The organism is Loigolactobacillus binensis, from assembly GCF_005405165.1.
Classification (GTDB): Bacteria; Bacillota; Bacilli; order Lactobacillales; family Lactobacillaceae; genus Loigolactobacillus; species Loigolactobacillus binensis.
In genome coordinates, this window is record NZ_BJDN01000009.1 from 64,237 (window position 1) to 86,333 (window position 22,097).

The 22,097-nt window shown below is 44.9% G+C and carries 16 protein-coding genes; 14 read left to right on the plus strand and 2 right to left on the minus strand.

Translation table 11 applies throughout. The features are described 5' to 3' along the window. Nucleotides 1–239 precede the first annotated feature (239 nt). The 6 genes from FFM78_RS05965 to yidA all read left to right on the plus strand — a co-directional run bounded on the left by FFM78_RS05965 (nucleotide 240) and on the right by yidA (nucleotide 7,665). A complete protein-coding gene (locus FFM78_RS05965; RefSeq protein WP_223877017.1) occupies nucleotides 240–2,906 on the plus strand; it encodes a molybdopterin-containing oxidoreductase family protein in 2,667 nt (888 codons plus the stop codon). After that, complete coding sequence (locus FFM78_RS05970) at nucleotides 2,906–3,523, plus strand: 4Fe-4S dicluster domain-containing protein (RefSeq protein ID WP_137637530.1); 618 nt, start codon at nucleotides 2,906–2,908, stop codon at nucleotides 3,521–3,523. Before FFM78_RS05965 ends, FFM78_RS05970 begins: the two co-directional genes overlap by 1 nt. After that, nucleotides 3,520–5,193, plus strand: a complete 1,674-nt coding sequence (asrA, locus tag FFM78_RS05975; protein ID WP_171001848.1) for an anaerobic sulfite reductase subunit AsrA — start codon at nucleotides 3,520–3,522, stop codon at nucleotides 5,191–5,193. The genes FFM78_RS05970 and asrA overlap by 4 nt, the downstream gene beginning before the upstream one ends. Nucleotide 5,194: 1 nt before the next feature. Next, nucleotides 5,195–5,983: an anaerobic sulfite reductase subunit AsrB gene (gene asrB / locus FFM78_RS05980; RefSeq protein ID WP_223877018.1), complete on the plus strand. Its 789-nt coding sequence runs from the start codon at nucleotides 5,195–5,197 to the stop codon at nucleotides 5,981–5,983. 228 nt (nucleotides 5,984–6,211) lie between these two features. Beyond that, entirely contained in the window at nucleotides 6,212–6,835 is a 624-nt protein-coding gene (locus FFM78_RS05985; RefSeq protein ID WP_137637532.1) for a histidine phosphatase family protein, read from the plus strand. Nucleotides 6,836–6,852: 17 nt separating this feature from the next. After that, the gene (yidA, locus tag FFM78_RS05990) at nucleotides 6,853–7,665 is read left to right on the plus strand and encodes a sugar-phosphatase (protein WP_137637533.1); all 813 of its coding nucleotides are present in this window, start codon (nucleotides 6,853–6,855) and stop codon (nucleotides 7,663–7,665) included. 51 nt (nucleotides 7,666–7,716) lie between these two features. Here the strand turns inward: yidA and FFM78_RS05995 are convergent, their stop codons facing one another. Further along, on the minus strand, nucleotides 7,717–8,589 hold the full coding sequence (locus FFM78_RS05995) for a glycosyltransferase family 8 protein (protein ID WP_137637534.1): 873 nt from the start codon (nucleotides 8,587–8,589) through the stop codon (nucleotides 7,717–7,719). Nucleotides 8,590–8,810: 221 nt separating this feature from the next. Here FFM78_RS05995 and FFM78_RS06000 point away from each other — a divergent pair, with 221 nt between their 5' ends. Then, nucleotides 8,811–9,065, plus strand: a complete 255-nt coding sequence (locus FFM78_RS06000; RefSeq protein WP_137637535.1) for a GlsB/YeaQ/YmgE family stress response membrane protein — start codon at nucleotides 8,811–8,813, stop codon at nucleotides 9,063–9,065. A gap of 346 nt (nucleotides 9,066–9,411) precedes the next feature. Here FFM78_RS06000 and FFM78_RS06005 read toward each other — a convergent pair whose 3' ends face one another. After that, complete coding sequence (locus tag FFM78_RS06005) at nucleotides 9,412–11,727, minus strand: glycoside hydrolase family 31 protein (RefSeq protein WP_137637536.1); 2,316 nt, start codon at nucleotides 11,725–11,727, stop codon at nucleotides 9,412–9,414. Nucleotides 11,728–12,295: 568 nt separating this feature from the next. Here FFM78_RS06005 and FFM78_RS06010 point away from each other — a divergent pair. The 7 genes from FFM78_RS06010 (at nucleotide 12,296) to FFM78_RS06040 (ending at nucleotide 22,064) form a co-directional block, all read left to right on the plus strand. Next, nucleotides 12,296–13,732 carry a cytochrome ubiquinol oxidase subunit I gene (locus FFM78_RS06010; RefSeq protein WP_171001850.1) on the plus strand — a complete coding sequence of 479 codons (1,437 nt, stop codon included), beginning with the start codon at nucleotides 12,296–12,298 and terminating at the stop codon, nucleotides 13,730–13,732. Beyond that, nucleotides 13,725–14,741: a cytochrome d ubiquinol oxidase subunit II gene (gene cydB / locus FFM78_RS06015; protein ID WP_137637538.1), complete on the plus strand. Its 1,017-nt coding sequence runs from the start codon at nucleotides 13,725–13,727 to the stop codon at nucleotides 14,739–14,741. Before FFM78_RS06010 ends, cydB begins: the two co-directional genes overlap by 8 nt. After that, nucleotides 14,738–16,468 carry a thiol reductant ABC exporter subunit CydD gene (cydD, locus tag FFM78_RS06020; RefSeq protein WP_137637539.1) on the plus strand — a complete coding sequence of 577 codons (1,731 nt, stop codon included), beginning with the start codon at nucleotides 14,738–14,740 and terminating at the stop codon, nucleotides 16,466–16,468. Before cydB ends, cydD begins: the two co-directional genes overlap by 4 nt. Then, a complete protein-coding gene (gene cydC, locus FFM78_RS06025; protein ID WP_137637540.1) occupies nucleotides 16,465–18,195 on the plus strand; it encodes a thiol reductant ABC exporter subunit CydC in 1,731 nt (576 codons plus the stop codon). Before cydD ends, cydC begins: the two co-directional genes overlap by 4 nt. Nucleotides 18,196–18,521: 326 nt before the next feature. Then, the gene (locus FFM78_RS06030) at nucleotides 18,522–19,436 is read left to right on the plus strand and encodes a 1,4-dihydroxy-2-naphthoate polyprenyltransferase (protein ID WP_137637541.1); all 915 of its coding nucleotides are present in this window, start codon (nucleotides 18,522–18,524) and stop codon (nucleotides 19,434–19,436) included. Nucleotides 19,437–19,794: 358 nt separating this feature from the next. After that, nucleotides 19,795–20,871, plus strand: a complete 1,077-nt coding sequence (gene serC / locus FFM78_RS06035) for a 3-phosphoserine/phosphohydroxythreonine transaminase (protein ID WP_137637542.1) — start codon at nucleotides 19,795–19,797, stop codon at nucleotides 20,869–20,871. Beyond that, nucleotides 20,871–22,064, plus strand: coding sequence for a phosphoglycerate dehydrogenase (locus FFM78_RS06040; protein ID WP_137637543.1), 1,194 nt, complete (start codon nucleotides 20,871–20,873; stop codon nucleotides 22,062–22,064). The genes serC and FFM78_RS06040 overlap by 1 nt, the downstream gene beginning before the upstream one ends. Nucleotides 22,065–22,097 lie beyond the last annotated feature (33 nt).

A 22,097-nucleotide genomic window follows, 5' to 3' on the forward strand; every position in this document is an offset into this window, starting at 1 on the left:
ATCAGTTTATTAATGGCCTTTTATTCCAGAATATTTTTAAGCTAAACTAAAATTATATTTTTTATGCGAACTATTTTGCATAACTGATTTAGGTAAGGCCATATTTAATCCGCTTTCATGATGTTATATTTAACGTGACCGATGAGCTAAAAAGTCAATTAAATAACTTTTTTTGCTGATCATTGTGATTTATATCACTTAATTATTACTAAACGAATAGGTCAAAGGGAGGTTAAATGATGGCGCAAACTAATTTTTTTGCGGCAACTAATGTGGTGGCTGGTTTAGAGTTGAATGATGCTAACAGTGCGTTAGTGGACGCACAGCAGCAGGCACAACCAAAAGATTCGATCAAGACGATCAAAACAGCTTGTCGGGCCTGTATTTCCAATTGTGGTGTGATCGCCACGGTTAAAAATGGCCGTGTGATTCACTTAGAAGGTAATCCAGAAGATCCAATGAGTAAAGGTCACATGTGCGCCAAAGGTTTATCGGGAATCCAAGCACTTTACAATCCCAATCGGAATAAGTATCCGTTGGTCCGTGTCGGGGCGCGCGGTGAAAACAAATGGAAACGAATTACTTGGACCACGGCGATTGACACGATTGCCCATAAGCTAATGGCAGCGCGGCGCGATTATGGTGCAGAAAGTGTTTTTTGTTCCACTGGTGGCGGCGGTAATCCAGAATTTTGGAGTATCTCCCGGTTTTGCAATATTTTTGGGACACCCAATTGGTTTGAACCAGGATGTGCGCAATGTTACCTACCACGGATGTGTATCTACGACATGATGTATGGGGGGACCAATGCCAGTATTGCGGACTCCAACGCCCAAGAGGTTTATTTTGCCCACGATACGAAAATGAAATGTTTGGTTTTATGGGGTGCGGATCCATCTTATTCTAGTCCCGCTATGGGCGGCAGTGCGCTAGTTGATCTGCGGGCCAAAGGGGTTAAAACCGTGGTTATTGATCCGCGGATGACACCGGATGCGGCTAAGGCCGATGTATGGTTGCCGGTACGGCCCGGTTCAGATGTGGCACTGCAATTAGCCTGGATCAATTATATTATTGCGCATAAAGCCTATAACCATGATTTTGTATTGAAATGGACCAATTTACCTTATTTAGTTAATACTAAAACAAAAATGCAGTGGCGCGCAGCTAAAAGTGCTGATCCAAAACAACCGGACACGTTTATGGTTTGGGATAGAAAAACACAGTCTGCGCAACCACTAGCTTACCCGTGGAACGATGACTTAGATGTTGCTTTAAGTGGCACTTATGTGATCAATGGTGTCACTTATAAAACGGGTTTTCAGTTACTTAAGGAGCGTGTGGCTGACTACACTTTAGCCAAAGCAGCGGCGTTATGTTGGGTTCCTGAAGCGAAGATCGAGGAAGCCATTTTGACTTTCATCAACAATATGCCTGGAGGTCTTTGTATTGGTGTTGCTACAGATCAATCACCGAATTCGGCTCAGGCGGCGATGGCGGCCGGGATCATTGACATGCTAATGGGGGATGTTGAACGGCCAGGGGCATTGTTACAACGTTTCGGCACTGCAGGTGCGACTAACATGATCGGTTATTGCGTACCCCCAGCGGCTTCAAAATTACCAGACGAGCAATTGAAAAAGCGTTTAGGTGGCAATGAGTATAAAGGGTTGCATATGTGGTTAGCGGCCCACGCACCAAGCGTGTTACATGCGATTGAAACTAGTGAACCCTATCCGTTACGTGTTTGGTTAGAGCGTTCTGGCAATAAGTTGGTCAACTTAGCCGACAGTAAACGCTGGGCGGCGGCCAGTAAAAAAGTCGATTTTATTGTCCATATGTATATGTACCCAACTTCTTTTTCGGCTTATGCAGATATGCTGTTGCCAACTGAAGAATGGTTAGAAACGGATATGATCGTGGAATCGTGTAATAAATTGATCGCACGGCAAGCTGTGACCCATACTTGGGAAACAATGGACGAAACGATGATTTGGTCGAAATTAGCTAAGCGGTGTGCGGAATTAGGCCATGAAGGGTGCCAAAAAGCTTTTGATGCCGATTATATGGGCAGTGATCTGAAATATTGGGATTCAATGGAAGAATTGTTGGATGCCAACTTGAAGAATACAGGCTTCACGTGGCAGCAGTTAAAGCAGCAAGCACCAGTGGCCTATATGAGTGAAGCTGACTACCGTAGCTATTATGTTTATTTACAAAAGGATCCGCAAACGGGTCAACCAAAGGGCTTTCCCACGCCATCAAAGAAGTGTGAACTCTACTTGGAACGCCTGATCACGTTAGGGCGAACCGGCCAACCATACAGTCATTGTGAATTACCGGCGGCCTCTCAGGATTATGATCCGCTACCGTATTATGAAGAACCCTATGAAAGTCCTTTAAAAGGTAGTCAGCTGGCCAAAAAATATCCGTTAGTCATGACTAATGGTCGGGTGCCTTATTTTCATCATGGGACGTTACGCAATGCGGCCTGGACCCGTGAACTTTATCCAGCTCCTGAAGTTTGGGTTCATCCAGCCACCGCCAAAAAATTTGGTATTGCTGATGATGATTGGATCTGGGTCGAGTCGTTACGTGGTAAAGTACGGGGCATCGCTAAAGTGACTACTGGGATCAACCCTGGAGCGGTGTATATGGAACGTTTCTGGAATCCGGAAACGTTAAATACCAAAACGCATGGCTGGCAGGAAATGAATGTTAACGTTCTGTCCCGTTCGCAGGCACCGTATAACGATGTTTTTGGAACCTACACATTACGCGGTTATTTAGTTAATATCACTAAGGCCGACTCCGCACCTGAAGGCGTTTGGCTACAACCAAAGGACTTTAAACCTTGGTTAGCAACGCCGAGTGCACCGACACCAGATATAACGAAAGGAGTAAAATAATGAAAAAAATAACTTTTGTGATCGAAGTGGATCGGTGCATCGGCTGCAAAGGCTGCCAAATTGCTTGTAAATTGGAAAACCAATTAGGCCTAGGCACTATGCGCAATGAAATCAAAGAAATCGGGCCAACTGGCACCTACCCCAACATCCAAATGTATTTTTTGCCGACAATGTGCCAGCAATGTGAAAATCCCGCTTGTGTCAAAGTTTGTCCCACCGGTGCCTGCCATGTTAATGAAGCCGACGGTACGATTCAAATTGACCGGGATAAATGCATTGGTTGCGGTGCCTGCCGGCGTGCTTGTCCCTATGGTGCGATTTCATTTGATCAGGAGATGAATGTGGCGGATAAATGCACTCTGTGTATTCAAAATCGTCGTCAAGGTGGCCTACCGGCGTGTGTCAAGAATTGTTCTGGTGGTGCACTACACGTTGGCGATATTAATGACCCGAATAGTGAAGTAGCTCGTTTGTTAGCCGCCGCTGGTGAAGATCACATCTATAGTTTACGCGACTTTGGTAATCATCCGTCAGTACGTTATATTTTGAAAAATGATAAATGGCAAGATGTTTTACCCCAAGATTGTGTCGGTGTGAGAAGGGGGCGGCAGGGATGACAGCAATTAATGATGTAGCTGTCCAGCAAAATCGGCAGCAGTTCTATCTGTTTTTAGCCCGCTTATATGAGCACGAGGTTTCGCCGGCTCTTTTGCGGCAATTAAGGCAATTGACTTACCCTACCGCTTGTGGTGAGGTTACGCTGCAGGCTGGTTATGATCAGATCCATACTTTTTTAACCGCTAATTCGCATGTGGATGCAATTGATGATCTCGCCGTTGACTATGCGAAAGTTTTCTTAGCAGCAGGGGAACCAAAAGGGAAGGCCGCCTTTCCCTATGAATCTGTCTATACCAGTAAGCAAAAATTGATCATGCAGGAAGCTTGGGAGCAGGTTCAGGCCGAGTATGCTGCGGCCGGCCTAGCACTTGTTACGGAACAAACAGATATTAAAGAAGATCATATTGCGGTGGAACTGAAATTTATGGCGCATTTAGTGCGTACAGAAGCTAGCTTAGCGCAGCAACAAATCTTTTTGCACCGGCATTTATTGAATTGGGTGCCGCAATTTTGTCAAGATATTGCCCGCTATAGTCGGACAACTTTTTATCCCGGTGTCGCCAAGTTAACGCTCGGCTTTTTACAAATGGAAGCTAAATTACTGGTTACGGCTGATGCCCCGGCGCCCAAACCACCGAGTTATGCCTTAAGTTACGCGGCAATGGACCAAATTATCAGTCAATGGCAGGAACATTATCATGTTTACGCGCCTAAATTAATGGCTAGTCGTAATCCTGATCAACCTGAATTAGTTCGTTTTGGTGAAATTAATTCGGTTAAAGAGATCGTAACGGATCGCCAGTCCGATTTTTCGGCTAAAGAAATTTATTATCCGATCATGCAGACCCTATTTTATTTCAACCAAAATGGCTGTCAGGAAAGCCAGTTAACTGACGATAAGGATATTATTCTGTTTTTACACCCGTGTGATATCAATGCCTTAAAACGAACCGACAATATTTTTCTGAAAAATGGCGGCAATGAGGATATTTATTACAAGCGATTGCGTGACAAATTAAAAATCGTGTTGTTGGAATGTGAGCAAAGTTTGCCTAATTGTTTCTGCGTTTCCATGCATACTAATGTCAGTCACAACTACAGCCTGGCGGTTCGTCTAGGTACCGATGGCGTTCAAGTCCAAGTCCAGGATCCTAGTTTAGCGGCTGCCTTTTCCGGAATGCAACCTAGTCAATTTACCCCGAAATTTGTCACCGCAAATAAGCAAAAAGCGGTACTGCCTGAGATCAATAATACAGCTGAATTGAAATTGGCGGGACACTTGGATTATTGGCATAAGTTTGACAATAATTGTATTGGTTGTGGTGGTTGCAATACGGTTTGTCCAACTTGTACTTGTTTCGATACCACCGATGTCCGTTATAACGAAACTAGCCCAGATGGGGAACGCCGTCGGGTTTGGTCATCTTGCATGTTGGATAGCTTTACCCGCACGGCTGGTGGCCGGTGTGTGCGGAAAACACCAGGCGCTAATATGCGTTTCAAAGTACTCCATAAAGTTTATGATTACCGGCAACGTTTCGGTGGCAGTGAGAATATGTGTGTTGGCTGCGGTCGCTGTATCGCCCGCTGTCCTCAGGATATTTCTGTTTTGGACACGATCAATGAGTTTCATGATGCGCTAGAAAAAGCAAAAAGCGAGGTGCAATAACGTGGAAAATATAATGTTGCCCCAAGCCCATAAAATTTTAAAAGTTTTGCGGGAAACGCAAGCGGAATATACCTTTCGGGTTGCTTACGATCGGCCGACTGCTTACAATCAATTTTTCCAGCTGTCGATCCCTAAAATTGGGGAAGCGCCGATCTCGATCAGCGGTCGCGGTGTCGGTTATCTGGAATTTACGATCCGTAAAACCGGTCGGCTGACCAACGGTATTTTTGGGTTAGGGCCTAATGATACTTTGTTTATGCGCGGGCCTTACGGTAATAGTTTCCCAGTCGCCGATTTTGAAGGCAAAGATTTAGTTGTGATCTGTGGTGGTACTGGGATGGCGCCTTTGAAAACGATCTTGAATCATTTTTATGATCATCCAGCGATTGCCCGCTCGGTGCATTTGATCACAGGTTTTAAGGATGTCAATGCGGTGTTATTTAGTGATGAACTCGCTAAGTTTGCCCAGAAATTTCATACGATTTATTGCTTAGATAATATGGAAGCGCCAGGATTTCACCAAGGCTTCGTGACGCAATATATCAAAGAAATTCCTTTCGCTGATTTTGCCGATTATAACGTGGCGATCGTTGGGCCGCCGGTCATGATGGGACTGGCGGCCCAGGAATGCCTGGCCAATGGCGCCCAAGAAGATAAAATCTGGGTGTCGTTTGAACGCCGCATGTCTTGTGGTGTCGGCAAATGTGGTCACTGCAAGATCAACGGTACTTACGTTTGTTTAGACGGACCAGTGTTCAATTACACCAAGGCTAAAAATCTGTTTGACTAAAGTTGCCGTTATTTCGGGTGGTCATTTTAAATTTAGGTCGAATCTATTGGCCAAAAAATGGTGGTAAAAATAGTGTGCAACTACTTTTACCACCATTTTTGTCTGCTCTATATTATGTTGATGCTGTAAGTTGGACCAACAATATTCAACTATTCGTAACCGTATTTGCAGCCGCTCAGCGGCAATGATACTATTTAGCTATAGCAATTAATTAATGGGGTGGAAAATTTGACCGAATTTTATTTTATTCGGCACGGTGTGACATCAATGAATCAGCAGCATCGTTTCTGTGGTAGTGGCATTGACGTGCCTTTAGCGCCAATAGGTGTTGCTGGTGCGCGCCAGGCGGGCCAGTTTTTGCAGAATGTGGCCTTTGCCCATGCTTATTCATCACCCTTACAACGGGCACAAGCAACGTTGGCGAATGTGTTGGCGTTGAATCAAAATCCCCGCGTACCAACGGTGATTTTGCCGGATCTACGGGAGATTGATCTCGGCGATTGGGATGGTGACGTGCTGGCGGAGCACCAGGCTGAAATTCAGTGTCAATATTATTTTAAGCGGCCAGAGCAGTTTGATGCCAGTGTGATCCATGCTGAAGGTTACACCGACTTAGAACAGCGTGGGCGGCGAGCTTTATTGCAGATCTTTCAGGCCGACCCCACCGGTAATGTGCTGATCGCCAGTCACGGCGTCTTTTTGATGACATTATTGCAACGGGTCTTAGGTGTTCCATTGGCAGCGATTCGGCAGCATGGACTATTGGCTAATGCTAGCGTGACCCAACTTAGCAGCAGTGATGGCACGCATTTTACCAAGCAATTATGGAACGATACTAGCTTTATCAAATAAATTTTGGGGGACTTAACGTGATAAAAATAATTGCCATCGACATTGATAAAACTTTGTTAACTTCACAAAATGAATTGGCACCGGCAACGATTAAGGCCGTTAAGGCGGCTACAGCACAAGGAATCAAGGTCGTGTTGTGCACCGGCCGACCGCTGATTGGGGTCGCAAGCTTTTTGACCCAGTTAGGCCTGGCAGCGCAGGATGCTGAGTACGTGATCACATTTAACGGCGCTTCGGTACAGACCACCAGTGGGCAAATTCTGGCGGAAGAAGCATTGGACTACGCGGATTATACGGAATTAGAAGCCTTGGCGCGGCGGTTAAAGCTCCACTTTCAAATTGAAAATAATCAGCGTTTATACACCGCTAATCGTGATCTCGGTCAATACACGATCTACGAATCTTATTTAGTAGCGATTCCGGTTTCTTATCGAACACCAGAAGAAATGCGGGAAGTGCTGATGCCGAAGGGGATGTTCATTGACACACCGGAATTGATCACAGCAGCATTGGCTAACAAGGCTGAATTTGCGCCATTTATGCAGCGGTTTAACTTCATGCGGAGCGCGCCCTTCTTCCTTGAAGTCACCCGTAAAAACGTTAATAAAGGTCATGCGGTGGCTAAATTAGCGGAACAATTAGGTCTAACGGCGGCCAATGTCATGGCGATCGGTGATCAAGGCAATGATTTAAGCATGATCGAATATGCCGTTACTGGGGTGGCGATGGGTAACGCGATCGCTAGTGTTAAGGCTGCGGCCCAACAAGTTACCAGTGATAATGATCACGATGGGGTTGCACAGGCCATTGAAAAATGGGCATTGCAGTAGAAAAATATAAAAGGCAGCTGCTCCGTTTAGAAAACGACGGAACAGCTGCCTTTAAGCTTTTTTAGCTTGGCGGTGATGGGGTTGATTAAGGGCTTTTAATTTTATTTTCTGGACGAGTGGTTGATAGGCGTTAAAGGCGGCCGCGGCCGGATGATTATCTGCTGGTTTCCAGGGCTTACGGTAACCGGAATAATGCAATAAAACCGGCGCCTGCCGGGCGGCCTCGTTATGCCGCTCTTCAACAGGATCACGGTGCTTTTGCTCGCGCCAAATCAAGCGCGACTGCGCATTATATTTAGGGTGAAGACGTAGCCAATGATCGGCAAGAATTGCATTAAGCGCATCCTGATCATGATAACGTAATTGCTTAGGGTGCTCAGCGATAAAGGTTTTAACTTGTTGGGAAATCTGCTGTTGCCGCCAACGCTGAACGTCGATCAGCATTAAACCTGAATTGAAATAACGTGCCTGCTGATGAGGCACTCCCATTTGGGTCAACCGGGCTTCCACATAACCAGCATCTTCGACGGCCCCAATAATATTACCGTGCAGGTCTTGTTGCCATAATGGTCGTAAGTCACCCCGACAGATCATATCGCAATCTAAATAAAGTAAGCAGTGGTGTTGCCGCAAAGTTTCCGGCAGATCAATCCGGTAGTAAGCTGCTTGAATGATCCGTTGATTAGTGGCAGCGTGGGTGTAGCTGCGCGAATCAACATGTAAAAAGCTAATTTGCCGACAATTTGAATATTGCTGACACAGTGCATTAAGGTAACGATGATCAAGGGGCCATAAATGATCATCAATAATAAAAAACTCAAAAGTGACCGCCGGATTTTGTTCCAAAATCGAAACGTACAAAGTCATTAACGGCGTACAGAATTCGTGGTTAGAAGTCGAAGCGATTTTGATGGTTATGGACATCGTAAAGACCGCCTTTCCCATGAAATAGTTACCTTAATTATCGGCGCTAGCATAGGTAAAAACAAATAATATACATACGTAATCAATTATTTATTTAGGTCACGTTTAGCGCAGTAAGAGAAGTCGACTTTTAACCACGATTTAAGGCATATTCATTGCAATAAGCGCTTCAAACCCTGTATGTTAAGGCTAATCAAAGTTTAATGAAAGGGGTGGTAGCAATGTTTCATTTAATCTGGTTATTACTCACCGGCGCGCTTATTGGTGGCCTGGCCGGAGCAATCACTAGTCGAAAAGTACCATTAGGTTGGCTTGGTTTGATCGTTGCCGGTTTGATCGGCGCCTGGCTCGGTGAAACTTTATTCGGTAGTTGGGGACCGCAAGTGGCCGATCTAGCCTTACTACCTGCGATCGGTGGCGCCATTATTCTGGTTCTGATCGTTGCTTGGGCGTTTAGTCACGGGCCGCATCAGTAGCGTATCCGCGATTTTTAAACTCGGTTACACTAAGTTAGCGTTTTGCCGGCGCGCGGCGAATAATTAGGCTAACTAAACGCTTGGTTTTAGCACGCTGATGTGTTCACTGTAAGTTTGGTAAGGCGCAATTTTAAAATTAAGCAAATTATTTCTAAACAAAATACCAGTAAAAGCAGATTGCACTGCTTTTACTGGTATTTTTGTGTCTAACTTAGAGCCACGATTACACAACTAAATTTGTGTGTGCTACCGCAGCTGGAACCTGTTTTGTTTTACTTCAACTGGATCAGAAATGCTGCGATTACGCCGGTTACGTTTCCTTATTTAAGTTCCGTAAGCGTTTATTTTAGAGCAAATAAACGATCTCGTATAAAAAGGTGGCCAGATCTTGGTCAGTTAGTGTATTTAAAAAGCTGATAAATTGAATTTTAGTATCCGCCGCTAAAAATTTTTGCCAAATCAATTCTTTGGTGTCGAAGTCGATCTGGGCCCGGCGTAATTTATCGAACAGGCGCGCCACAATTTGTTCTCGTTGGCCGGCCAGTTCCATTTTACTGAAAGTTACACCGAAATCTGCGCAGTTATTCTGGAGAAAAATAATGCGGTTTTCGTGGGTCGTGACGTTTTGCTTAATTGCCGGGTCGATCTGTGCTTCAAAGGGCGTCACGCCAATAAAGTGAAGCTGATAGATTCGTTTGCTAGGGATAATGTTACCAGGATCGGCGACTTTGATCGTGAAACGACGGTGCTGCCAGTCCCAAGTAAAGGTGGTGACTGCAGTGTGCTCAGCCTGATGTTCATACATGCGATAATCATGGTCAGCTCCAGGATAAATTTTGACCGCTAAAGTTTTTGGTAATTGCATCACATCTTCTTGCGGGTGCGGATTCAAAGGCACGATTCCACCGGCACGAACGAAGACTGGATAACGGTGATTGTCACGGAATACATTCAAGGTCACATTACCTTCATAGCGCAAACCAGTAAAGAAGTCGAACCACTGACCTTCTGGAAACCAAATCGTGACTTTTGACTGGGCTAAGCGGTCAATTTTTGGTTTGACGATCGGTGCGACTAATAATTCAGAGCCAAACATGGCCTGATTGCGTAATTCGTAGGCGGTCGGTTTATCATGATGGTAATACATTGGCCGCACTAATGGAATACCGAAGGTGTGGGTCTCATAATTAGCAGAATCCAAGTAAGGGATCAATTTATGGCGTAGTCGTAGAAACTCGCGCATAATTTCAGCGATTTCTTGATTATAGTTTTGCGGTTCCTTGCCACTGAACAAGTTACCACTGGAATGCAGCCGCATGATCGGGCTGAAAACGCCAAACTGTAACCAGCGTAGCGCAAGTTCATCGTCGCGAACACCGTGCATATGGCCACCAATGTCGTGGCTCCACCAGGTGTAACCTACGTTAGTGGCAGTACCGGTAAAATACGGTTGGAAAGCCAACGAGTTCCAAGTAACGATCGTATCCCCAGAAAAGCCGACCGGATAACGGTGGCTACCTAAACCGGCGTAGCGGGATAGAATCAGACCTTCACCATGGCGTTGACGGCTATCTTTAAAGTGATAATGGTTGAGTAGCCATAGTGGATCAACTTGCTGTTCGGTGAAATTTGTGCCTTGCTGCCAGTCGATCCACCAAAAATCAACGCCCATTTTTTCCAATGGATGGTGAACGTCTTCAAAATAACTTTTCCGGAAGGCCTCATCGCGTAAATTAAATAATGCAGGCTCTTCAGCCTTAGTATCTAACTGCAAGTGCTTGGCTACTGCAGGGTAGGCCGCCTCAAAGGCACGGATGCCGTCAGCAGGATGTAAATTCAACGTTACTTTTTTGCCGTGCTCGTGGAGCCATTGCAATAAGCGTTCCGGCCGTGGGAATAATTTACGGTTCCAAGTATAACCAGTCCAACCGCTGCCAAAACGGTGGGGAACTCGTGTTAAATGCCAATCAATATCCAGCACAGCGATGGAAAAAGGCACCCCATCACGTTCAAATTCTTGAAACAATTCCTGATACTCGGCTTGAGTATACGCATGATAACGACTCCACCAATTGCCAAGGGCATAGCGCGGCAGTAACGGTGGAAATCCAGTTAGACGGTAATAATCACGTAAACAGGCAAAAAAATCGTGACCGTACGCTAAATAATACCAATCTTCACCGGCTGCTGTTCGCGGGCGTAATAAATCATCTTCAATAATGAACGAGTGGCTATCATCAATCGTTGAATAGCCATTACGACTCATCAAACCTTCTTCCAATGGTACCTCGCCATCGGCTTCGTCTAGCGTCCGCACAGTTCCTTTCAGCGTTTCCACTGGCTGGCCAAAATTCCACCGATTATCATAGGAAGAATAACCGTATTTGGTGTCGATATAAAGTGAATCTGCAGTTAGGCCGCCGCCATCATAATATAGATGAAAATAATCGGTGACGATCTCTAACTCATGCTGATTACGGTGCCGAAAAACTTCAAAACGGGGCGTACCGAGATTACGATTTTGGACAATTTGGGTCAGATGATCTTCAAAGTGCTCATTGACACTATATTCTAAGCGCACCATTCGCTCGGTTAAAACGGTAAAGCGATAGTGCTGTCCAGTAATGATATTTTCTGGCTGGCTCAGTTGTTGTTCAGTCACGATAAGATCCCTCCAGTCAGGTGAGTTCAGAGTGGGTTGAAAAAAGCTTCAAACTTTGACGAGGTTTACTGTTCGGTCAATAAAGTTATCTGAATGAATTATTGGGCAGGGGTTGTTTTCTGATCACGTTGTGGCTGGCGCAACCACAAAAAACATTTGGTGCTGCCCCAAACGTGATTTGACTAGCTAACTAAAAGATGATTTGTAGGTCTGACCTAAGTAAAGTCTTCCTACTTATTCCCACAATAAAGTGCTGCCGGTCTGCATGCAAGAAATGTGCTAGATTTTTGGCTAGCTGGCAACATAATCTAGAACCGCAAAGTATTCGGTTCACTGCGCTGTCCTAAAAACAACGATTTACGTGTTAGTTAGTTTAAAAATGGTGGCCAAAATGGGCCTGAAAAACCAATGTACAGTTAAAAGTGGCAAATTTTGTAAAAATTCTATTGCGATATTGATTTGATGCAAAGTGTGTTGTCGCTTATAATGTAAGTGGATACACAGGATAGATTTTAAATCAGTTGATAATTATTTATCCATTCAAAGTAGAGAGGTGGTTGGGACAATGTTGGTACTCGGGGTCAGTATGTTGTCATTAGCGCGGTTTCAATTTGCAATGACAACGATTTTTCATTTCTTCTTCGTTCCTTTTTCAATTGGCATGGCACTGTTAACAGCTATTATGGAAACAATTTATGTGTTCAAGCGCGATGATGATTACAAAAAGATGGCGAAATTCTGGGGGAAGATTTTTCTACTTAGTTTTGCGGTCGGCGTTGTAACTGGGATCATTCAGGAATTCCAATTCGGAATGAATTGGTCGGATTATTCCCGGTTCATGGGTGATATTTTTGGGGCACCATTAGCGATCGAAGCGCTATTAGCTTTTTTCTTGGAATCGGTTTTCATTGGCATGTGGATGTTTACTTGGGATCGTTTCAAACCTGGAATTCACGCACTATTTATCTGGTTGGTTACACTTGGTTCTAGTATTTCCGCATTATGGATCTTAACGGCGAATAGTTTTATGCAAAATCCGGTTGCTTACCGGATCGCTAATGGGCGGGCAGAAATGGCTAGTTTTAGTGGCCTATTGAAAAATCCTCAGTTGTGGGTTGAATTTCCGCACGTGATCTTTGGGGCATTTACAACGGCTGCTTTTGCGTTGGCTGGAATGTCGGCTTGGCGCTTGTTAAAGCATGAAAACAAAACTTTTTACCACAAATCTTTACGTGTGGGGTTGTGGGTTGGCTTAGTTGCAGCGATTCTCACCGTTGCCGTTGGTGATCTACAGACGCAACAAGTGATCAAGGATCAGCCGATGAAATTTGCCGCTACTGAAGGGATCTATAAAGATAGTGGTAATCCGGCGTCATGGTCGGTAGTTCAAGGCTTTGACACCAAAAACAAAAAAGTAACTTGGAGTATTGAGGTACCAAGAATGCTGAGTTTGCTGACTTACCATAAAGCAACTGGCTCGGTTAAGGGAATGGATACCATCAATAAAGAACTACACGCTAAATATGACGGCAAGTACGGTTCAGCGATCAATTATTATGTACCACCGAAAACGTTATTCTGGAGTTTCCGGATCATGGCCGGTAGTGGGATGTTCTTTATTCTAATTGCTGTATTAGGTTTGTGGTTCAGTCGGGCTAAGAAAAATACGCTGCAAAATCAACGGTGGTTATTGTACGTTTTAGGGATCAGTTTATGGCTGCCTTTTATTGCGAATACTTGTGGTTGGTTGATCACTGAATTAGGACGTTTTCCGTGGATCGTTTACGGCTTGTATACGATCGCCGATGCGGTTTCGCCAAGTGTGACTGCTGGTGACTTATGGTTTTCAAACATTATGTACTTCTTGATCTTCACCTTACTTGGTGGGACGATGATCTACTTTGCGCACCGTACTTTAGTGGCGGGACCTGATGCACTGGATGGTACCGGTTATGCTGATACCACTGTTGATCCATTATCGAAGGGGGCCTTCAGTCATGAGTAGCTTACAACTATTATGGTTTTTTCTGATCGGATTATTATTCTCTGTCTTTTTCTTCTTAGAAGGTTTTGATTATGGGGTAGGCATGGCGCTACGTTTGATTGCTCATAATGAACAAGAACGTGGTGAATTGATGCAGTCGATCGGACCGCATTGGGACGGTAATGAAGTTTGGTTGATCACTGCTGGTGGGGCGATGTTTGCTTCGTTCCCGTACTGGTATGCTAGTCTTTTTTCAGGCTTTTACATTATTTTATTTTTAACGTTGTTTGCGCTGATTTTACGGGGTGTTTCGTTTGAATTTCGTGCCCACGCGCTTTCACCAGCAGGTAAAAAGCTCTGGGGTTGGGCGTTGTCGATAGGCAGTCTTTGTGCACCTTTTCTATTGGGAATGATGTTTACTGATCTAGTCAAAGGGATGCCCCTGGATGCTGGAGGTAATATCCGCGGCGGCTTTGGTGATTATGTCAACTTATTCTCGATCGTAGGCGGCGTTGCGGTTGCCTTACTTTGCTTGTTACACGGTTTGAATTTTATTCGCTTAAAGTTGACCGGTGAGTTACGGCAACGTGCACAGGCGCTGACTAAAATCTTGTACCCAGTTCTTTTCGTTGGGTTAGTGGCCTTTGCAGGACTATTATTATGGCAAACCGATTTCTTCAGTAAACGGCCGCTGTCCAGCTGGCTTTTGTTGATTTTGATCGTACTTTTAAGTGTCGTTGCGACTTATGGTGCTTATCGGGATAAAGAAGGGCTGTCATTTATTGCCAGTGGCGCGACTTTGATTGGCGTCGTGGCGCTATTATTCAATGGTTTATTCCCACGGGTAATGGTGGGCAATGATCCGTTGCACAGTATTTTGATCGCTAACGCTTCATCGACTGAATATACTTTAGGCGTAATGACTATCGTAGCCGCCATCTTAGTGCCGATCGTGCTTGCCTACACGATTTGGAGTTACTTTGTCTTTAATCAACGTGTGGATACGAAAAAAGTGGTGAGTGATAAATGATCGATAAGCGCCTTTTACGCTTATCTGGAACAAAAAAGGCTTTACTAATGCTTGCAGGATTAACCATTCTGCAAGCATTTATGATTTTGTTTCAAGGTAAGTTTTTGGCTCAAGCAATCGTTAATTCTTGGCGGTTAAAAGCATTGGCTTGGCTTTATTGGCCAATGCTTTTCTTTTTTAGCGCCTTACTGGGTCGCCATTTATTAAATTGGCTAAAAAATCATGTTTTAGATAAATTTGCCAGTCAGGCGAGTGCCACTTTGCGGCAGCAACTACTGACTAAATTATTTCATTTAGGGCCGAGTTTAGTGGCCAAGCAGGGAACTGGTAATATGGTGACCATGGCGTTAGAAGGGATTGATCAGGTAGAGAATTATATGACCTTGATCTTGAATAAAATGCTGAATATGATGATCATTCCTTGGATCCTGTTAGTTTATATTTTTACCTTAGACCGCCGTTCTGGCTGGATCTTATTGGTGGTAGTGCCGATCGTGATCATGTTCATGATTATTTTAGGTTTTGCTGCGCGGGATAAGGCGGATCAACAATATGCTGGCTATCAACAACTGGCCAATCATTTTGTTGATGCCTTGCGGGGGTTGGCTACCTTGAAACTGTTGGGGATCAGTGATCAATATGCTGACAATGTTTATCAAGTCAGTGAAGCTTACCGCAAAAAAACGATGGGTGTACTGCGAATTGCGGTTTTATCCACGTTTGCGTTGGATTTTTTCACAACATTGTCGATCGCCATTGTGGCGGTCTTTCTGGGCTTGGCACTATTGAATGGACAGATGGCTTTATTTCCGGCTTTAGCCACATTAATTTTAGCACCAGAATTTTTTCAGCCGCTTCGAGATTTTTCCAGCGATTATCACGCTACCTTGAACGGCAAAAATGCGCTGCAGGCAGTTTTCGCCATTTTAGAATTACCGCAGCCACAACAGCGGCAGGCCTTAACGGCGGCGCCAACTTGGCAGGCTAACAGCCAATTAACTTTTACCAACGTTAATGTGAGCTATCCAGGCAGTAATGAAGCGGATTTGGCGGCGGTTTCCTTTAGTGTGCAAGGTTATCACAAAATTGGCATCATTGGTGAATCTGGTTCTGGTAAATCAACTTTGATCAATACTTTAGGCGGTTTTTTACAACCACAACAAGGTGAGATCAAGGTCAATGATCAGGTGGTACCGCATTTAAGCCAGGAGCAGTGGCAGCAAAATTTTGTTTATTTGCCACAAAAACCGTATTTATTTCATATGTCGATCGCCGCTAATATTGCTTTTTATCAACCAGATGCGGCGCCGGCAGCTATTGAAAAAGCGGCTAGCCAAGCCGGACTAGATGACTGGCTGGCAACTTTACCAGCCGGCCTGGACACGATCATTGGCGAAGGTGCCCGGGGTGTCAGTGGTGGTCAAGGTCAACGCATCGCATTGGCCCGTGCTTTTCTAGATTCGCAGCGGCGGATTTTACTTTTAGATGAACCCACGGCTCATTTAGATATTGAAACTGAAGCTGCGTTGAAGGAAACGATGATGCCATTGTTTGATGATCATTTGGTTTTTTTTGCCACGCATCGTTTGCACTGGATGCAACAAATGGATTATGTGTTCGTGATCCAACAAGGTCGCTTGGTTGAACAAGGAACGCCAGCACAGTTACAAAAACAACAGGGCGCGTATGTGAGCTTAATGACGCAAATGCGAGGGGAGCCACTATGAAACAATTGAAACACGATACTTGGGTCAAACCTTACATGACTAAATATAAAGGTCTGCTGACGCTGATTTTAGTTCTCGGCCTAATCACTTTTATTTGTGGTGGGGCTTTAATGTTCACTTCTGGCTATTTGATCAGTAAGGCGGCGACTAAGCCGGAAAATATTTTATTGATCTATGTGCCGGTGGTTTTAGTACGTGCTTTTGGGATCGCTCGGCCAACCTTTCGTTATTTGGAGCGTTTGACCAGTCATAACTGGGTGTTGAAGGTCACTTCAGATCTGCGTAAACGCTTGTACAAAACGCTAGCTAAAGACGCTGCCTTTTTTCAACAGCATTTTAAAACGGGCGCTATTTTAGGTATTCTAGCCGATGATCTAGGTCATTTACAGAATTTATATTTACGCACTATTTTTCCTACTTTGATCAGTTGGTTGTTGTACGTTTTGATCGTGATCGCGCTTGGCTTCTTTAATTGGTTTTTTGCTTTGGCGATCGCCTTGTTGCTGGCGGTGATTATTTTCTTGCTGCCGTTGGTTTCTGTGGCTGTTTTAGGCGCACGTGTTGAGCGCCGCAAGCAGTTGCGGCACGATCTGTACACGGATATGACTGACGATGTTTTGGGCTTGTCGGATTGGGTGATCTCTGCTCGCCAAACTGATTTTTTAGCGCGGCCGCAACCAACTTTAAAGGCTGCACGGGCTAATACTTTGCAAACACGGCGTTTCGAATGGCGCCGCGATTTTCTGATTCAACTGCTGTTTGGCGTGATCATCCTAGTTTTGATGGTGTGGACTAATCAGCAGTTTACGGCTAATCAAGGCTTAGCTAATTGGATTGCTGCGTTTGTGCTCTGCTTATTTCCACTGGTCGATGCATTTGCACCGGTCAGTCAGGGGGTGGAAGAGTGGCCGCTGTATATGACTTCAGTCAAGCGGTTAAATAATTTGCAACCGGCAGTTCGTACATTGCCGCAGCAGCAAACATTAACGGCACCAGTGGCTAGCTTAGATTTTCAACAAGTTGATTTTAAATACGCTACTGCACAGGCCCTAATTTTGCAGCAATTCGACTTACACATTACTGCTGGTGAAAAATTAGCGATTCTTGGTCCAAGTGGGACTGGCAAAACAACGCTGTTGGATCTATTGTTAGGCGAATTAACTCCACAGGCTGGGCAGGTGACGTTGAATCACATACCGATCGCGGCGTTACAGCAGCAACGCGCGCAATTGATCGGTATGTTGGATCAAAAACCATTCTTATTTAACACGACGGTATTAAATAATATTCGTTTAGGAAATCTACAGGCCAGCGATGAAGCAATCATGGCCGCATTACGGGCCGTTGAATTAGGTCCGCTGATGGCGCGTTTGCCGGCTGGAGCTAACACGGTAGTCGAAGAAGCCGGCGCCCGCTTCTCCGGGGGCGAGCAGCAACGTTTAGCTTTGGCACGTGTGCTGATCCAGGACGCACCGATTATTTTGTTAGATGAACCCACGGTTGGGCTAGATCCGATCACAGAAAAGGCCTTATTGAACACGATTTTTAAAGTGTTAGCGGACAAAACGGTGATCTGGGTGACCCACCATTTGCAGGGGATCGAGCACGCTGATCAGGTGATTTTCTTGGAGCAGGGGCAGATCGCCATGCAAGGAACGCCGCATGAGCTGTACCAAACTAATGCGCGCTTCCGCAAGCTGTATCAGTTGGACCAAGGATTAGTGTAAAGCGAGGTAGCAACTGGTTAGGCCAACTTTTTCTGAGCAGTTAGCGGCAGAACAATTTTTTACGTATTAGTTGGTATAAAACTGAATTGCGGTAGGTCAAGGCGTCGCGTGGTGCCAAAGACTGTCGCTCCAACCGGCTTGTCGCGTACCATTTGGCGCTCAGTTTGGATTTAATTGATAATTTGCACTAATCAAGGCGAATTAGCGCTAAAATATAAATGCTGGTTCCTTAGGGGATTCAGTGAAATTATAATATGCTAAAAGGCAGCGCATTGTGGATGTTTTGCTGTCTTTTTGGCAAGGCTTATAAGGTAGGTGGTCAGTGCGTGTCTTTATCAGTTTTTTTAGAATTAGTGGAAATTAAAGCAAAAACAGCCAGTGTTTTTCCCTTTTTATTAGGAACGTTTTTTGCTTGGTATCATTATCAGCAGCTACATCCGGTATATTTGCTTTTATTTTTTGTGGCCATGTTGATGTTTAATATGGCGGTGGATGCCAACGATAATTATCAGGATTATCATCGGGCAACGCATAATCAGGCGCTGGCTTTTCGTGAGAAAACCAATATTATTGGGGTCCATCATTTAGATCCGCACCGTATCGGCTGGTTGATTTTTTGGCTGATCGCTGTTTCGGCAGCATTAGGTTTGTTCATTGTCAGTCGAACTGGTTGGCCATTATTGGTGCTAGGTCTGTTCAGTTACGCAGTCGGTTATTTTTATGCTGGGGGACCGCGGCCAATTTCTTCGACGCCGTTTGGTGAATTCTTTTCTGGTATTACCATGGGGTTTGTGATTTTTCTGATCAGCGTTTACATCAACACTTACGACATTATCACGTTTAATTGGGCCTTTGTCTGGCCGGTGTTGTTGTCTTCTGGGTTGGCGGTGTGCAGCATTAGTAATCTGTTGTTGGCTAATAATATTGCTGATGAGCAGGAAGACCGGGAATTAGGCCGGACAACGATCGTTTACTACTTAGGTAAGCCAGCAGCACTGAAACTGTTTGTCACATTGTACGTCGTCGGCTTTATTTGCTTGATCGTTGCGGTGGGCTTAGGCTATTTACCGAAATTGACGTTGCTGACCTTATTGACGTTGCCGCTAGTTTGGCGCAACACCCGCGGCTTTTTGGCTCGGCAGATCAAAAAAGTGACGTTTCCGTTGGCTATCAAAAATCTATTTTTGATCACCTTGGCCCAGGTGATCTTCTTCGGACTAGGGGTTTTAGTCAATTGGTAAGTGATCACTGTTGATCAGGGCGCCATTAATGTTTAGGGTGCAAAATACCGCTAAAGTAGTTATATCAAACTAGTTTAGCGGTATTTTATATGGTTGAGGTACAGCTGCGGGTTGTTTTGCAGGAGCAACCAGTGTTGGCTATGACTGGCTTTTGCCTTGTGGCCGCGGGTCATTTTGCCGGTGTTTGCGGCTGGCAGCAGTTGTTAAGTCCACGGTGGTATAAAATAACGTCATTTTTTTAGCGAGCCTATTTTTTATTGGATTAACATGCTACAATGAGAATTACATTATTTTATTAAGAAACAAATGAGAAACAGCTGAGGATGTTCAGGCTGTGCCTAGAGGAGGAACCATTAATATGCAGCAAGTGTATAATTTTGCGGCTGGACCGGCAGTATTGCCCCAGCCGGTATTGAAACAAATTCAGGCCGAGTTTTTGTCTTATCGCGGTAGTGGCATGAGTGTTACCGAGATCAGTCATCGCTCCTCCTTGTTTCAAGAACTTTATCACGATGCTGAACAGACTTTACGCCAGCTAATGGGCTTGCCGGATAATTACCGGATTTTGTTCTTACAAGGTGGCGGTAGTTTACAGTTTTATATGTTGCCGTTAAATATTGCGCTTAAACGCCAAGTTGCCTACGTTGATACAGGGCATTGGTCACAAAAAGCGGTAGCAGAAGCGCAAAAATTACCTGGCATGCAAGTCGATATTGTGGCCAGCTCCAAAGCTAGTGGGTACACAACGATCCCGACAGTACCTAACTTAACTAAAGATTACGATTATGTTCACATTACGACTAATAATACGATCGAAGGCACCGCGTTTGATCAGCTGCCGGTGGTTAATAGTACTTTAGTTGCCGATATGTCTTCCAATATTTTGGCGCAGAATTATCCTTTTGAAAAGTTTGGCGTTATTTATGCCGGTGCGCAGAAGAATATTGCTCCGGCTGGTTTAACCTTAGTGATCATTCGCGATGATCTACTGGGGCAAGTTGATAATCTGCCAGCGATGTTAGATTATACGCTTCAAGCGAAAAAGGATTCTGCGTATAACACACCGCCAGTTTTCGATATTTATGCCGCAGGGTTAGTTTTTCACTGGTTACAAGATCGCGGCGGTATTGCGGGGATCGAAAAGATCAATCGTGCTAAGGCTGGTATTTTGTATGATTATTTAGATCAATCAAAATTATTTAAAGCCCCAGTGGCTAAGGCGGCGCGGTCATTGACTAACGTGCCTTTTGTCACCGGTGATGCCGCTATTGATGCTGCCTTTGTCGCTGCAGCGGATGAGGCAGGGTTTAAGAATTTAAAGGGGCATCGTTTAGTCGGAGGAATGCGGGCTAGCTTATATAATGCGTTACCGATCGACGCCGTCACGGCCTTAGTCGATTTCATGGAAAAATTTGAAAAAGGAGCGGGTAAGTAATGTATCAGATCACAGCTTCAACAACGGTGGCACCGGCAGGCGTGGCCCTTTTTGAAAAAGAGAAATATCAAGTTGATTATGGTGAAAAGCCAACACCACAAGCAACCGGCTTATTGATCCGCAGTGTGGATCTGCACCAAACCGCCTTACCGGCAAGCCTGCTGACAATTGGCCGTGCTGGTGTCGGGGTTAATAATATTCCTTTAGACAAAGCAGTGGCGCAAGGAACCGTTGTGTTTAATGCACCAGGTGCTAACGCTAATGGGGTCAAAGAATTAGTTTTAGCAGCGTTAACGATCGGCGCCCGGCCAATGTTAGCTGGCTCCAAATGGGTTCACAGCTTGAAGGGTAATGATATCGACGTTCAAGTTGAAAAAGGTAAAAAAGCCTATGTAGGTACTGAACTTTTAGGCAAAAAGCTTGGTGTGATCGGTTTAGGCCACGTTGGCGGCTTGGTCGCTAACGGCGCATCATCGGCTGCTTTTGGGATGCATGTTGTCGGTTACGACCCTTATATCCAAGTGGATACTGCCTGGAACTTATCCCACCATATCACCCACGCTAAAAATCTCAGTGGTGTATTACGTGATAGTGACTACGTGACGATCCACGTGCCATTAACGGATGAAACGGCAGCGATGTTGGATGCTGACGCGATCGCCCAAATGAAACCAGGAAGTGTGTTGCTTAATTTTGCCCGTGACGATGTGGTCGACGAGGCGGCAATCATCGCTGCCTTAGATCGTGGCCATTTACGGCAGTACATCACTGATTTTGCGACGCCAAAATTATTGCATCATCCTAAAGTGTTGTGCTTCCCACATATTGGCGGTTCAACCGATGCTGCAGAAACTAATAGTGCAAAAATGGTGGTCCAGACGATGAAAAATTATTTGGAAACCGGCAATATTCGTAATTCGGTCACTTTTCCCAATACAGTAATGGATTTCCAGGCACCGTTACGGTTGACCTTGATTCACCGCAACGTTCCTAATATGGTGGGACGGATGACGGAAATTTTAGCCAATTATGATTTGAATATTGTTAACATGGTCAACCGCAGCAACGGGGATTATGCGTATACGATGATCGATCTGGATGCGTTGGAAGCCAAACGGTTGCAGCGGATCGCAAATAAAATGGAACAAATCGAAAACGTGGTTCGGGTACGTGTGATCGAACAACCTAAATAAATAATTAACGGAATGCTGGGCTGCAGTAGTTGC